Annotated in this window: 14 protein-coding genes and 1 pseudogene; 12 read left to right on the forward strand and 3 right to left on the reverse strand. The window is 69.2% G+C overall.

All coding sequences use genetic code 11. From position 1 onward, the window contains the following. The first annotated feature begins 108 nt into the window (after positions 1 to 108). The 8 genes and pseudogenes from infA (at position 109) to BLQ63_RS06755 (ending at position 5,603) form a co-directional block, all read left to right on the forward strand. The gene (gene infA / locus BLQ63_RS06720) at positions 109 to 330 is read left to right on the forward strand and encodes a translation initiation factor IF-1 (RefSeq protein WP_026929479.1); all 222 of its coding nucleotides are present in this window, start codon (positions 109 to 111) and stop codon (positions 328 to 330) included. 27 nt (positions 331 to 357) lie between these two features. Then, positions 358 to 474, forward strand: coding sequence for a 50S ribosomal protein L36 (rpmJ, locus tag BLQ63_RS06725; protein ID WP_081913453.1), 117 nt, complete (start codon positions 358 to 360; stop codon positions 472 to 474). Between the two features lie 167 nt (positions 475 to 641). Next, entirely contained in the window at positions 642 to 1,016 is a 375-nt protein-coding gene (gene rpsM, locus BLQ63_RS06730; protein ID WP_091030680.1) for a 30S ribosomal protein S13, read from the forward strand. Between the two features lie 11 nt (positions 1,017 to 1,027). Next, a complete protein-coding gene (gene rpsK / locus BLQ63_RS06735) occupies positions 1,028 to 1,426 on the forward strand; it encodes a 30S ribosomal protein S11 (protein ID WP_030157547.1) in 399 nt (132 codons plus the stop codon). Between the two features lie 100 nt (positions 1,427 to 1,526). Next, entirely contained in the window at positions 1,527 to 2,573 is a 1,047-nt protein-coding gene (locus BLQ63_RS06740) for a DNA-directed RNA polymerase subunit alpha (protein WP_091030682.1), read from the forward strand. A gap of 67 nt (positions 2,574 to 2,640) precedes the next feature. Next, a pseudogene (gene rplQ, locus BLQ63_RS06745) lies at positions 2,641 to 2,988 on the forward strand (50S ribosomal protein L17); the annotation flags it as partial. 118 nt (positions 2,989 to 3,106) lie between these two features. Next, positions 3,107 to 3,922, forward strand: a complete 816-nt coding sequence (truA, locus tag BLQ63_RS06750; protein WP_091030685.1) for a tRNA pseudouridine(38-40) synthase TruA — start codon at positions 3,107 to 3,109, stop codon at positions 3,920 to 3,922. A gap of 184 nt (positions 3,923 to 4,106) precedes the next feature. After that, on the forward strand, positions 4,107 to 5,603 hold the full coding sequence (locus BLQ63_RS06755) for a vWA domain-containing protein (protein ID WP_091030688.1): 1,497 nt from the start codon (positions 4,107 to 4,109) through the stop codon (positions 5,601 to 5,603). Between the two features lie 91 nt (positions 5,604 to 5,694). Here BLQ63_RS06755 and BLQ63_RS06760 read toward each other — a convergent pair whose 3' ends face one another. After that, positions 5,695 to 6,903, reverse strand: coding sequence for a chymotrypsin family serine protease (locus BLQ63_RS06760; RefSeq protein ID WP_091030691.1), 1,209 nt, complete (start codon positions 6,901 to 6,903; stop codon positions 5,695 to 5,697). A gap of 342 nt (positions 6,904 to 7,245) precedes the next feature. On the opposite strand from BLQ63_RS06760, the gene BLQ63_RS06765 reads away from it, so the two are divergent. Together BLQ63_RS06765 and BLQ63_RS06770 are read left to right on the forward strand one after the other, a co-directional pair. Then, a complete protein-coding gene (locus BLQ63_RS06765) occupies positions 7,246 to 8,811 on the forward strand; it encodes a cytochrome ubiquinol oxidase subunit I (RefSeq protein WP_218125102.1) in 1,566 nt (521 codons plus the stop codon). Then, positions 8,811 to 9,872, forward strand: a complete 1,062-nt coding sequence (locus BLQ63_RS06770) for a cytochrome d ubiquinol oxidase subunit II (RefSeq protein WP_091031523.1) — start codon at positions 8,811 to 8,813, stop codon at positions 9,870 to 9,872. The genes BLQ63_RS06765 and BLQ63_RS06770 overlap by 1 nt, the downstream gene beginning before the upstream one ends. A gap of 123 nt (positions 9,873 to 9,995) precedes the next feature. Here BLQ63_RS06770 and BLQ63_RS06775 read toward each other — a convergent pair whose 3' ends face one another. Continuing rightward, positions 9,996 to 11,024: a proprotein convertase P-domain-containing protein gene (locus tag BLQ63_RS06775; protein ID WP_091030694.1), complete on the reverse strand. Its 1,029-nt coding sequence runs from the start codon at positions 11,022 to 11,024 to the stop codon at positions 9,996 to 9,998. A gap of 681 nt (positions 11,025 to 11,705) precedes the next feature. Beyond that, positions 11,706 to 12,668 carry a hypothetical protein gene (locus BLQ63_RS06780; protein ID WP_091030697.1) on the reverse strand — a complete coding sequence of 321 codons (963 nt, stop codon included), beginning with the start codon at positions 12,666 to 12,668 and terminating at the stop codon, positions 11,706 to 11,708. A gap of 212 nt (positions 12,669 to 12,880) precedes the next feature. Between BLQ63_RS06780 and BLQ63_RS06785 the strand changes: the two genes are divergently transcribed. After that, positions 12,881 to 13,483, forward strand: coding sequence for a class I SAM-dependent methyltransferase (locus BLQ63_RS06785; RefSeq protein ID WP_245680874.1), 603 nt, complete (start codon positions 12,881 to 12,883; stop codon positions 13,481 to 13,483). A gap of 64 nt (positions 13,484 to 13,547) precedes the next feature. After that, entirely contained in the window at positions 13,548 to 14,414 is an 867-nt protein-coding gene (locus BLQ63_RS06790) for a DnaJ C-terminal domain-containing protein (RefSeq protein WP_091030703.1), read from the forward strand. Position 14,415: the final 1 nt, after the last annotated feature.

Below are 14,415 nucleotides of genomic sequence, written 5' to 3' on the forward strand. Positions count from 1 at the left end.
CACGGCACCGATCCTTCGCCGCCCGTTCCTTCGGGTCGGCGTGCCAGTAGCTCCGCGCCTGTCATGGGCGTGGGGTTTTCAGACCGAGTTGTCACGGTAGCGGAGGCTATGCCGAAAAAAGACGGTGCCATCGAGATTGAGGGCAAGGTCGTCGAGTCCCTCCCGAACGCCATGTTCCGGGTGGAATTGACCAACGGCCACAAAGTGCTCGCACACATCAGCGGCAAGATGCGACAGAACTACATCCGAATCCTTCCCGAGGACCGGGTCGTGGTGGAGCTCTCGCCGTACGACCTGTCACGCGGTCGCATTGTCTACCGCTATCGCTGACCTGACGACTACACGTAAGTAGGACTCGTGAAAGTCAAGCCGAGCGTCAAAGTGATCTGCAAGAACTGCCGCGTGATCCGCAGGCACGGACGAGTGATGGTTATCTGCTCGTCCGACCCGCGTCACAAGCAGCGTCAGGGTTAAGCAGCACATACGCCAGCAGAAAGGCCCCAATAGGGGAAACCGCCGCCAGTGCGCAAGCACAACCCTCGGCTCGGAGGCCGAGGCTCGCATCGCCCATCAGGGCAGGGGATCAGACCCCGGCGGGAAGGCAGCGGTCAGACCTCCGACAACGCTAGGAGTATGCCTGTATGGCACGCCTGGTCGGAGTCGACCTCCCGCGCGACAAGCGCCTGGAGATCGCACTCACCTACATTTTCGGCATCGGCCGCACGCGGTCGCTCGAGACCATCGCCGCGACCGGCCTTGACCGCGACAAGCGCGTCAAGGACCTGAACGACGAAGAGCTCGTGTCGCTGCGCAACTACATCGAAGAGCACTTCCAGGTCGAGGGCGACCTGCGCCGCGAGGTGCAGGCCGACATCCGCCGCAAGATCGAGATCAACTGCTACCAGGGTCTCCGTCACCGCTACGGCCTTCCGGTCCACGGTCAGCGGACCAAGACCAACGCCCGTACTCGCAAGGGTCCGAAGAAGACCGTCGCGGGCAAGAAGAAGGCACGTTAGGAGACCAGCAGATGCCACCGAAGACTCGCGGCGGTTCCAAGAACCCGCGCGCCAAGAAGAAGAACGTGCCCCACGGGCACGCCCACATCAAGAGCACCTTCAACAACACCATCGTGTCGATCACCGACCCGACCGGTGCTGTGATCGCCTGGGCCTCCTCCGGCCAGGTGGGCTTCAAGGGCTCGCGCAAGTCGACTCCGTACGCCGCGCAGATGGCCGCCGAATCGGCCGCCCGCCGTGCGATGGACAACGGCGTGCGCAAGGTCGACGTCTACGTCAAGGGCCCGGGTTCGGGCCGCGAGACGGCGATCCGCTCCCTCCAGGCCGTCGGCCTCGAGGTCGGATCGATCAACGACGTGACGCCCCAGCCGCACAACGGCTGCCGTCCCCCGAAGCGCCGCCGCGTCTAGCTCGCGCTAGACGAGGCGACACCTGAGGCGGAAGCCTCACCGAATCCAAGAGTTTTTGGCGTCAAATAGCGGGCGCCCCGAACAAAGGAAACACGTAACTGTGCTTATCACTCAGCGGCCCACGCTCTCCGAGCAGCAGCTCAGCCCGACCCGCTCCAGGTTCACCATCGAACCGCTGGAGCCCGGCTTCGGCTACACGCTCGGCAACTCGCTGCGGCGCACCCTGCTGTCGTCCATCCCGGGCGCGGCGGTCACGTCGATCAAGATCGACGGCGTCCTGCACGAGTTCTCCACCATTCCCGGCGTGAAAGAAGACGTCGTCGAACTGGTGCTGAACGTCAAGCAGATCTGCGTCTCCTCGGAGAACGACGAGCCGGCGACCATGTACCTGCGCAAGGAAGGCCCCGGCGACGTGCTCGCCGGCGACATCCAGCCGCCCGCCGGCGTGCAGGTCCACAACCCCGAGCTCAAGCTCGCGACCCTGAACTCCAAGGGCCGCCTCGACATGGAGTTCGTGGTGGAGCGCGGCCGAGGCTACGTCTCGGCCCCCGCCAACAAGAACGAGGCGAACGAGATCGGCCGCGTGCCGGTCGACTCGATCTACTCGCCCGTCCTGAAGGTCGCCTACTCCGTCGACGCCACCCGCGTCGAGCAGCGCACCGACTTCGACAAGCTCACCGTCGACGTCGAGTCCAAGCCGTCCACCACGCCGCGCACCGCGCTGGCGTCGGCGGGCTCCACCCTGGTGGAGCTGTTCGGCCTGTACCGCGAGCTGGACACCGAGGCCGAGGGCATCGACGTCGGCCCCAGCCCGGCCGACCAGCAGCTCGCCGCCGATCTGGCGCTCCCGATCGAGGACCTGGACATGACCGTCCGGTCGTACAACTGCCTCAAGCGGGAGGGCGTCAACACGGTCGGAGAGCTCATCAACCGCACCGAGGCCGACCTGCTGGATATAAGGAATTTCGGGCAGAAGTCGATCGACGAGGTCAAGATGAAGCTCGCCGGCATGGGCCTGAGCCTGAAGGACTCTCCCGGCACGTTCGACCCCAGCGAGGCCGCAGTGGCCTACGGCGGGTCGCCGGTCGCCGAGTCCGATGAGTACGAAGACGACGGTGAAGACCTCCGCGAGACCGAGCAGCTCTAAACGCTGCGTGAATACGGCGGTCGGTTCCGTAAGACGGCCGGCCGCGTCAAGATTAGAGGAGTTAGAAATGCCTAAGCCCACCAAGGGCCCGCGCCTGGGCGGTTCCCCGGCGCACGAGAAGCTCATGCTCTCGGGCCTCGCGGCCTCCCTGTTCGAGCACGGCAGCATCACCACGACGCTGACCAAGGCTCGTCGCCTCCGCCCGTACGCCGAGCGTCTCATCACGTACGGCAAGAAGGGCACGCTGCACCACCGCCGCCTGGCGCTGGCCAAGCTGCGCAACAAGGACGCCACGCACGACCTGTTCGAGCAGGTCGCCCCGCGCTTCGCCGCCCGCGAGGGCGGCTACACCCGGATCATCAAGGCCGGGAACCGCAAGGGCGACAACGCGCCGATGGCGATCATCGAGCTGGTCGACTAAGACCGCGTGAAACCGCGCGCAGGGCCCCAGGCCTTGCGCGCGGTTTTGTATTCGGGGCCGAGGTCGGGCGGATCGAACCCCTAACCCCCGCATTGCGAAAGCTGGAGGACCGGTGGAAGACAGGACGAGACTGCGGCTCGGGGTCGCCTACGACGGGGCCGAGTTCTCCGGCTGGGCATTGCAGCCGGGCCTGCGCACGGTGGCCTCGGAGGTCATCCGCGCGTTGGAGATCCTGTTCGGCGAGATCGCCGACTTCACCGTCGCCGGCCGCACCGACGCCGGGGTCCACGCGACCGGGCAGATCGTGCACGTCGACGTGTCGACCGAGAAGTGGGAGGCCTTGCGCGACAGGCTCCTGTGGCGCCTGCGCGGCATCCTCCCCCCCGACGTGCGCGTCACCGCCGCCGAAGCGGTCGACCCGTCCTTCAACGCCCGCTTCGCGGCCCAGTGGCGCCGCTACCGCTACCGGGTCGCCGACGCGACCTGGGGCGTGAACCCCCTGCGCCGCTTGGACACCCTCGCCTGGCCGCGGCCGCTCGACGTCGAGCGGATGCACGCGGCGTGCCGGCGCCTGCTCGGCGAGCACGACTTCGTGGGCTTCTGCAAGCAGCGCGAAGGTGCCACGACCATCCGCGAACTCCAGCAGTACGACTGGGCCCGCGACGAGGACGGCATCGCCGTCGCCACGGTCCGCGCGGACGCGTTCTGCCACTCGATGGTCCGCAGCCTGGTCGGCGCCGCGCTCGCGGTGGGCGACGGCCGCCGCGACGAGGACTGGCTCGCCTCGATCCTCATGCTGGGGGAGCGGGCCAACGACGTGCACGTGGTGGGCCCGCACGGCCTGACGCTCCTGGAGGTCTCCTATTCGGACGACCCGGGCGACTGGCAGTCCCGCGTCGACCTGACCCGCCGGGTCCGCACCCTCTGAACGGGTCGCTCAGCAGATTCCCAGCCCGCAGAGGCCGTCCCGTGACCTTGTGACGGTCCGGTCACGGGCGGGCGCTGATTGCTCTCCGTGCCATCACGGTTCGGGCACGACGGGAACCGGAGTGCGAAAAAGGCAGTCTCATGGAGGTAATCCCCGCTACCGCCAAGTAAGAAGGGACCCCTCTATGAGACGCCTATGGAGTGCCACGATACCGGCCGCACTGCTGCTGACCGCGTTCACCGCCTGCTCGGGCTCCGGCTCCGACGGCGGGAGCGACACCGCCGTCAGCGACTACGCGGGCGAGGAGGCGCTGGAGGCCTCGCCGGGCGCCGCCGATGTCGACTACGGCGAGACCTACGACTTCAACGAGACCGTCGACCCCGCCGAGGACCCCGAGTCGACGTTCGCGGTCGACGTCGACACCGCCTCGTACGATTTCGCGCGGCGCTCCCTCGAGGACGGCGAGCTGCCCCCGGCCGACCAGGTCCGGCCCGAGGAGTTCGTGAACTACTTCGACCCCGGGTACACCGAACCGGAAGGGAACGGCTTCGCGGTCTACACCGAGAGCGCGCCCCTTCCCGAGTGGTACTCCTCCGGTGACGCGACGCAGATGATGCGCGTCGGACTCCAGACCCGCTCCGAGCCGGACAGCGAACGCGCCGACGTGAACCTGACGTTCGTCATCGACGTCTCGGGCTCGATGGAGGAGGACGACCGCATCGGCGTGGTCCGTGAGTCCCTGCACACGCTCATCGACGGGCTGCGCCCGGACGACGCGGTCGCGATCGTCACCTACGAATCCGAATCCGATGTCCTGCAAGAGATGACGGAGGTCGGCGACGGCGAGGAGCTGCACGACGCCGTGGACGACCTCGAAGCGGGAGGCTCGACCAACATGCTCGCGGGCCTGGAGGACGGGTACGAGCTGGCCGGCGAGGCGTACGACGACGACAAGGACAACCGGGTGATCCTCCTGTCGGACGGCGAGGCGAACGTGGGCCTCACCGAGCACGACGAGATGCTGGAGGACCTGGGCGAGGACATCGCCGAGGGCACGACCCTCCTGACCGTGGGAGTCGGCGACTCCTACAACCAGCAGCTGCTGGAGCAGCTGGCGGACAACGGGGACGGCTGGGCGGTCTACTTCGCGACCGAGTCCGAGGCCGAGCGGGTCTTCTCCGAGCGCCTGACCTCCACGCTCGGGGTCACCGCTCGGGACGCGAAGATCCAGGTGACGTTCGATCCCGAGTACGTCGCCGAGTACCGGCTCATCGGGTTCGAGAACCGCGCCATCGAGGACGAGGAGTTCGAGGACGACTCCGTGGACGGGGGCGAGGTTGGCCCCGGGCACAGCGTCACGGCGCTGTACGCGCTGACGCTGAAGGAGGACACCGGGGACGGGGCGGTGGTCGACGTGCGCTGGCAGGACCCGGAGACCGAGGAGATCGGCACCGCCTCAGCGGTGCTGGACACCGGTGCGGTGACCGACCCGGCGAACCGGACGTTCGAGGTCGCGGTGGTCGCGGCGGCGTTCGCGGAGCTGCTGCGAGGCAGCGCGGAGTTCGACGTCGAGGAGCTGCTGCCGGCGGCGCGGGACCTGGCCGAGACGACCGAGGACCCGGACGTGGACGAGCTGGCGGAGCTGATCGGCATCGCCTCGGACCTGGGCCTGGGCGCGTAGCAACGGAACCGGTGGAAAGGGGCCCGGCGCGAGGCGCCGGGCCCTTGAAGTTCGGGCCGGTCGGTGCCGGGCCGCGCTTTTCCTTGTCGGGCTACTTGAGGAGGACGCTCACGCCGAGCGCCTCGGAGAAGAGGTCCGCTCTGGTGAACACGCTGGTTCCCCAGCAGAGGCCGACATGTGAGCCGTAGGCCTGGGTGTTGAACGACCAGCCGGCGCCGGAGTCGCCGCCGTCGGTCACCTCCGCGTTCATCCGGACCAGGCCCTGGGTCAGGTAGCCCTGGAGCGTGCAGGACCACACGACCTCCTCCACATCGCTGTCGCAGTTGCGCTCGTTCGTGGCTCGACCGAATACGCAGATCGTCTCGCCCACGGTGATCTCCCACCACGGCTCCACCGACAGGACGTCGCGTCGGACGGTGGGATGGGAGTAGAACTCCGCCGCATCGGTGTGCGAGGGGGTGGTGTGCCATTCGACGTCACCGAGGTATCCGCGGTGCTCGGTCTGCTTGTCCAGGTCGAAGTAGCCTTCACCGGAACCCCACGCCTCGTCGATACCGGTGCAGTGCCCGGCGGCGCTCACGCCCGTGACGCCCTGCGGGGTGGTGACCGTCCACCCGCTGGTGCACTCGGGCACTTTGCCGTCGAAGAGCGGCAGGCCGCCGTAACCGTGCTGCGCGGTGTTGCCGAGATCTTCGGCGACGGTCAGAACGACACCCCGTCGGAACTCCTCGGAGAGCCGCTCGCGGATCTCCCCGGGGTCGGAGGGCAGGCCGGGTTGTGCGGCGAGGTGGGCGGTGATCGTGCCGTCCGTGATGTCGACGCCGCTGGAGAGGTCCGCGTATCCGAGGGCGATCAGCTCGCGGGTGAGCCGCTCGTTGCGGCCCTGGAGTTCCAGGTACGAGAACGCCTGGCGGTCGGCGACGATCACGTCCTGGCCGCTCTCCCTGATCACGTCGCGGATGAACTCGTCGGCCTCGCCCTTGATGTAGAGCGTCGGGGTGCCGCCGGGCTCTTCGGACAGGGCGGTGCCGACGAACGTCTCCAGGCGCTCGGGTGCGATCGTGCTCGCGATGGCGTCGACGGCCTCGGTGACCCGGTACTGGTCCTCGGCCTGCGCGATGGTCCAGCCGTGGGACGCGGCGGTGTTCGCGAGATCGTCCCTGAGGGCCTCCTCGGGGGTCTGGAACCCGTCTTCGGGTCGGGGGTCGTCGGCCTGGGCGGTGGCCGCCGCCGGCGTCGTGAACAGCAGCAGGGGTGCCGCGAGCGCGATGAGGACGCGCGTCGTGATGGGCTTCTTCATGGGGTGAGTCCGATCTGCTCTCATGAGGGGGAGTGGAACTGCGAGAGCCGGGGCCGACCCAGGTCGAGATGACCCGGGCAGGAGTTCACGCTACCAACAAGGGACGGTCGGCAGGGTCCCTTGCGGTGCGTCCTCGCGGGACCGGCTCGCCGTCCCGGTCGCCGGGCGCGCAAAATTGAGCGCTGGTGCTCCGGCGCCGGAGGAGCGAGGGTGAACTCCGAGGTCCAGGGCCGTAATACCAGGTCAGAAAGTTTTTGAACACGTTCGAACAACGTTCTCGAGTCCTTGTGAATGCGTTCACAAGGGCGTGGTTCCGGACATTCGGGCAGCTAGCTTCAAGACATGGACGCAACCCAGCTCCTCGCCCAAGCCTCCGACGCGGCGACCTCGCCGCTCGCGTCGGTGCTCGCCGCCGCCGACCCCGCGGGCCTCATGCCCGCCCGCCAGCAGATGGCCCTGTCCCTCGGCTGGCACATCATCCTCGCCTGCTTCGGCGTCGCGTTCCCCGCGATCATCTTCGTGATGCACCTGCGCGGCATCCGAAAGAACGACCCCGTCGCCCTCAACCTCGCCAAGCGGTGGGGCAAGGTCTCCGCGGTCCTCTTCGCCATCGGCGCCGTCTCCGGCACCGTGCTCAGCTTCGAGATGGGCCTCCTGTGGCCCGGCCTCATGGGCACCTACGGCGACGTGCTCGGGCTGCCCTTCGCGTTCGAAGGCCTCGCGTTCTTCCTCGAAGCGATCTTCCTCGGCATCTACCTCTACGGCTGGGGCAGGATGCCGCCCAGACTCCACCTGCTCATGGTGGTGCCCATGGCGATCACCGGCGTCATCGGCACCTACTGCGTACTCGCCGTCAACGCCTGGATGAACGTCCCCACCGGATTCAACATCGTCGACGGCCAGATCACCGACATCCAGCCCTGGGCCGTCCTGTTCAACGGCCACGTCTTCATGCAGTTCGCGCACATGTGGGTCGCCGCCTACATGGTCGCCGGATTCTCGATCGCCGCCGTCTACGCCGTCGGCATGCTCCGCGGCAGGCGCGACCGCCACCACCGGCTCGGCTTCATGGTCCCCTTCGCCTTCGCCACCGTCGCCGCCCTCGCCCAGCCTTTCGTCGGACACCTCCTCGGCGACGGCCTCGACGAACGCCAACCGTCCAAACTGGCTGCGTTCGAACTCGCCGAGACCACCGACGACGGGCCCTCGCCGCTGCGCATCGGCGGCGTGCTCATCGAAGGCGAAGTCAAGGGCGCCATCGAGATCCCCTACCTCGGGTCGATCATCTCCATGGGCTCGCTCGAACCCGTGCCCGGCCTCGACCAGATCCCCGACGAGGACGAACCGCCCGTCAACATCACCCACCTGGCCTTCCAGACCATGATCGGCCTCGGAGTCCTGCTCATGGCCGCCGTCGCGCTCTACTGGTTCCTGCGATGGCGCAAACGGGACCTGCTCGAGAACAAGTGGTTCCTGCGGCTCATGGCCGTCTCGGGCATCCTCGCGATACTCGCCATGGAAGCCGGATGGATCGCCACCGAAGTGGGCCGACAACCCTGGATCGTCTACGGCGTCATGCGGACCACCGACGCCGCCGCCGACCACTCCGGCGCGCTCTGGGGCGTCTACGGCGGCTCGGTACTGCTGTACGGCGCCATGAGCGTCGGCGCGATCGTCGTGCTCCGCTCGATGGCCCGGCGCTGGCGCGCCGGGGCCGCCGACCTGCCGAGCCCGTACGGGCCGCAGTCCCCGCTCGCCGCCGACGGCCCGACCGAGGTCCGCGAATGCCCGGACGAGAAGGACGGCACGGCCGAGGAAGACGGCCTCGGCGACGAGCGCGGCGCCGACGAGACCGAACGCGCGGACGAGAACGCCAAGCGCGCGAACGAGAGCGAGGACGCGCGATGATGACCGTCGAGTTCGCCGTCGCCTTCGCGCTCTTCGCCGGCGTCATCTGCTACGCCGTACTCGGCGGCGCCGACTTCGGGTCCGGCTTCCACGACCTCACCGCCGGCGGGAGCCGTCGGGGCGCGCCCCTGCGCACCCTGATCGACCACAGCATCGGGCCCGTGTGGGAGGCCAACCACGTGTGGCTCATCTACGTGCTCGTCATGTGGTGGACCGGGTTCCCGCAGTCGTTCGCCGCCGCGATGACCACCCTGTACGTGCCGCTCGTGCTCGCGCTCGTCGGCATCGTGCTGCGCGGCGCGAGCTTCGCGTTCCGCAAGTACAGCGAGACCCTCTGGCAGGCAAGGCTCTTCGGGATCGTGTTCGCGACCTCGTCGGTGCTCGCGCCGTTCTTCCTCGGCACCATCGCCGGGGCGCTCGCCTCCGGGCGCGTCCCCGAAGGCGGCAACGGCGATCCGTGGACGTCCTGGCTCGCACCGACACCGCTGTTCACCGGGGCGATCTCGGTCGGGACCTGCGCGTTCCTCGCCGGAACGTTCCTGACCGCCGACGCGGCCCGACGCGGGCAGGCCTCGCTCGCCGCGCGGCTGCGTGTGCGGTCGCTGGTGGTCGGCGCGGCGACCGGGGCGGTGGTGTTCGCGGCGCTCATCCCGATCGAGCACGACGCCCCGACGCTTTGGGACGGCCTGATGAGCCGGGCCGCGCCGATCATGGCGCTGTCGGCGCTCGGCGGCATCGGGACGCTGGTGCTCCTGTGGACCGGGCGGTTCGGCCCGGCCCGGCTGACGGCCGTCGTCGCGGTCGCGGCGGTGATGGCCGGCTGGGGGGTCGGGCAGTACCCGTGGGTCCTGGTCGACCAGGTGAGCATCGCCGAGGCCGCGGGCGCGCGCACGACCATGCAGGGGCTCCTGGTGGCCGTCGCGATCGCCGCGGTGATCGTCGGACCGGCCCTCGCCTACCTGTTCTACTTGACACAGTCGCCGCGCTGGAACGATGCGGCACAGGGCGACATGTCGACATCGGCCGGTTCGACACATTGGAGTCGACGCGTGGGCGGTTGACGACATAGGCCATAGTGGAGCCTGCGGTGGATGGAAGATGAGGGCCGGGCGCCTGCGCGCCCGGCCCTCTGCGCGGTCCTGGGGAGGGGTCCGTGGGACGGACCGGTCGCGCGTGCAGCGGTACTAGATGCTCAACGACCAGCTGTTCAATGTACCGCTCGAGCCGCCCGAATAGGTGTCGGTCACCCGAAGCGTCCAGGTGCCCGAGCGGGCCTCGCTCGAGAGGTTGACGCTGTAGGTCGCGACGATGTTCGCGGTGTTGGTGCCGCCGGCGGCCTTGAGGGTGCGGCTCGTCCCGTCGGGGGCGATGAGCGCGATGGCGATGTCGCCGCTGTACGGGTGCGTGATGTTCACGCTGACCGAGCTGGTGGTGGAGGCGGACCCGGTGCAGGACAGGCTGATCGTCGAGTTCAGCGGCGTGCCTTCGGGAACGGCCGCGGCGGAGGTCTTGGACCCGTTGCAGTTCGTGGGCGTGCCGCCTCCCGAACCGCAGTAGTTCGTCAGGTGCGACTGGAGGGCGCTCTTCTCGGCGGAGTCGACGTCCAGGTCGTACAGGTGCTTGACGTGGATCCAGGCCTTGACGTAGTCGCAGCGCACGGAGGTGTTGGTGGGCATCCACTCCGCGGGGTCGTAGTCGCTCTTGGAGCTGTTCGCGGAGGTGGTGGCGATCCACAGCTGCGGCGAGTTGATGTCGTTGGCGAAGGCCTGGCGCTGCGCGGTGGTCCAGGACCAGGCGCCGGAGGCCCAGGCCTCGGAGAGGGCCACGACGTGGTCGATGGTGGCGTTGGAGACCGAGGTGGTCCAGACGTTGTCGAAGTCGGACTGCCAAGAGCCCGAGGTGGGCTGGCAGCCGTCGCTGGTGACGACGTTGTTGCCGTCGCGCTTGAGGATGTACTGGCGGGCGGTGCAGCTGCCGGTGCCGCTCACGGATCGCCAGTGGGGGAACAGGTCCCGGTCGTAGGTCGAACCGTGCGACTCGGCGGCCACGGTGAGGCCGTTGAGTTCCGACTGCGCGGTGGACGTGGACGGGATGCCCGGCGGGCGGACGGCTTCGGCGGGCGCGAGGTCGACGGCGAGGAGGGCCAAGAGCGCCAGCGCGGTCGCGGCGAGCGCGGCGACGGCACGGCGGGCGTGGAGGGTCCAGGGAGGCATGTGCGGCTCCTGAGCGATCGGATGGGGAACCGGGGTTGCCGGTCGTGGGGGAGTGGGCGATGGGGGATCGCGACGGCGGGGACCAGGACATCGTCCTCAGTCGATGTAAACATGGGATCATCGGGTATGGCAAGGGCCACAGACGATTGTTCACGAATCCGACACAACCCGGAATGCCCGAATCCTCCGGGAAGTCGGGTGGGAGCGGCGAGGCGGTCGCGGGACGCACCGCTGTTCGGTTCGTGCGAAGCCAACGGACGCACTGCCGCACAGTTCGTTCGAGGCGGTCTCTGGACGCACCGCCGCTCGGTGCATGCGAGGCGGTCTCTGAACGCACCGCCGCTCAGTTCGTGCGAGGCGGTCGCCGGACGCACCGCCGCTCTAAGGCCGGCGGCGTGCCGCCGCCGGGCGAACGGCGGAAGCCGCGCTGCGGCAGGCGGCGCACGGCAGTCCACTTTCGGGTGACATGACCGCCGCGGAGGCGGGTTCTTGTCGGACCCGCGCGGGAGAGTGGGGACTACCTTTCCCCCGGGTGGGTGGGGGTTAGGGACGGTATACGCGCCCGCACCCGCATCTCGCCCGCACCTGCAACCTCGTCCAGCCGTCCAGCCGTCCAGCCGTCCAGCCGACCAGCCAGCCAGCCGGTCGCCCGGCCAGCCAGCCAGCCGGATCAGGTTGCGGTCATTGGATATCGCGGCGCGGCTTCAGCTGGTCCACGAACCACACGTCCACGATGTCGCCCACGATGGTCCGCACCGGATCGTTGGCCTCTTCCAGCGCTTCGCCGTCCCTGTACCCGATGACCACGTACATCAGGTAGTGGCCGTAGGTGTTGTAACCGAGCTGGGTGTCGCCCCGCCCGAGCTCCTCGGCGCCGCCGTCGCTGCGCAGGACCGCGAATCCGCCCTTCAGGCCCTCGGTGATCGCCGCGCTCAGCTCCGCGGCCGCGGCCGCGTCGTTCAGGTTCAGCACGCCCGCGGTCGCCACGTACTCGCCGTCGGGATTGACCAGGGTGGCGCGCACGGTCTGGGTGCAGTCGACGTCGGCGAGCAGCTCGGCCAGCTCGTCGAGCGCGGCCGCGGCGCAGTCGGTGAGCTCCTCGGTGTCGAGCACCTCGTACGCGCCCGCGGCCCCGGCCGGGGTGATCGTGCCGGCGCCGAACAGCTCCTCGATCGAGATCGGCTCGGCGTCGGTCTCGCGGCTCGCGATCGGGTCCACGACCTCGGGCGCGTCGGTCGCCTCGTCCGCAGTGGACGCCTGCCCCGGATCGGAGGCCGCGGCGCTCGGGGAGGCCTCCGGCTCGCCCTCGCGCAGCACGATGAACGCGCCCGCGGTGCACGCGGCCGCGACCGCCAGGCCGCTGACGACCGCCAGCGCCACGAGCCACCAGCGGGTGCGGCGGCGCGCGCGCTGGACGGCGCGGCGCAGCGGCCGGGACGCGTGGATGTGCTCCAGGTGCGCCTCCATCTCCTCCTCGGAGGCGAACGCCGCGGGCGGCAGCTCATCCGGGCCGAGCCGGACGGTCGGCGCGCCCATCTGCGCGCGGTCGTCGTACTCCGACCAGTCGTATCCCGGTTCGGGTCGGTTCCCGGGTCCCTGCGACTGCTGCTGCGGGACCCCGAAGGGGGACGGGCCATGTGCCATGGAGGCAGCTTAGACCCGTGCAGGGTCGAAACCGGCATACGTTCCCCCTGGAGATGGACGCCGCCGGGCGCCGTTCATCTTCCCGAGTGAACGGGGCACCACATGACATATCACCGTTCACTCCCGCAGCTTCCGTCCCCACCGGCGCCGCGCAGATCTCTCCGCGCCGATCCCGCCGTCCCGGGCCGCCGGGGCGCGCGACAATAGCGGATGTGTCTGACCAGCCAGAGCACTATTTCAGCGAGCAGCCCGCCGTCGACGACCGCGAGCGCACCATCGAGTTCGACCTCGACGGCGTCGCCTACGAGCTGACGACCTCGACCGGCGTCTTCTCCGGCAACCGCCTCGACCCCGGCACGAGCGTCCTGCTCCACAAGGTGGTCCCGCCCGAGGCCGCCGGCGTCTTCCTCGACCTCGGCTGCGGCTACGGGCCCATCAGCGCCGTGCTCGCCCAGCGCGAGGACGCCGAGGTCTGGGCCGTCGACGTCAACCGCCGCGCCCTCGACCTGACCCGGCGCAACACGGAGAAGGCCCCCGGCACGGTGCACGTCGCCGCGCCCGAGGCCGTCCCGGACGACCTGCGGTTCGACGAGATCTGGTCGAACCCGCCGATCAAGGTCGGCAAGGAGGCCCTCCACGAGCTGCTGGAGACCTGGCTGCCGCGCCTCAAGGACGGCGGCGTGGCCTGGCTCGTCGTCTCCAAGCACCTCGGCGCTGACTCGCTCGCGAAGTGGCTCAGCGGGAAGGGCTGGGACGTCGACAAGCACGCCAGCTCCAACGGGTACCGGGTGCTGCGGGTCGACCGCTCGGCCTAGCCGCCCTGTCGCACCGGGGCCGTACGGTGGTGGGCACGCCCGCGCCGCCACCTGGGAGGACCTCGTGCTCCACTACGACCCCCGCACCGGATCGATCGAATGCCGACTCGCCTTGGAGGACATGGCGTTCGGCTGCGAACGGGAAGTGGAGTACGAAGCGGCCGGGCCCTGCGTCAACTGCGAGGGCCGCGGCGTCGACGAAGGCGACACCTGCGCGTACTGCGGCGGCAGCGGCACCATGCTCCTGCCCCGCACCGCCATCATTGAGCTCCCTCCCGGACTGTCCGAAGGTGATGTCCTGACGGTTCCGTGTGAGGGCATCGAAGACGGTGTCACGGTCGTCGTGGGCCAGGATCACCATCCGGTGTTCAAAAGGGACGGACTCGACCTGCGCACCGCCGTCAACGTCGAGGAGTTCCTGCTCCAAGAGGGCGGTGCGATCGACGTCGAGACCCTCGGCGGCGAGATCCTCGTCAAGATCGCGGCGGGGCTCGCGGACCGCACCGTCCTGCGCGTCGCGGGCCAGGGCATGCCCGCGCGGGAGGACCCCGGACACCGAGGCGACCTGCTGGTGACCGTCATCGCCGAAGCGGCGAAGCCCGACCTTGCGACCGGAGGCCGCGGCGTCGACCGGGTCGTGGCGGGCGGATTCGCCCTGGTGCTGGTGGGCCTGGCGATCATCGTCGCCACCGTCCTGGTCCGCGCTGGCGCCGACGTGTGCGAACCGAGCGAACAGGTCAGGTGCGTGCGCGTCACCAGCACCACGACCGTCGAGGTGAGCGCCGACGAGCAGGAGGAGCGGCTCGACCTCATGGCCATCGCGTTCGGCGCGACCGGACTGGTCGTGACCGGTGTCGGGGTTCGCGTCGCGTACCGCGGTTACCAGCGGATCCGCGAGGACGAGGCGCCGGTTCAGGCCAGCCCCCAGTGAC

The organism is Glycomyces harbinensis (genome assembly GCF_900101745.1).
GTDB lineage: Bacteria > Actinomycetota > Actinomycetes > Mycobacteriales > Micromonosporaceae > Glycomyces > Glycomyces harbinensis.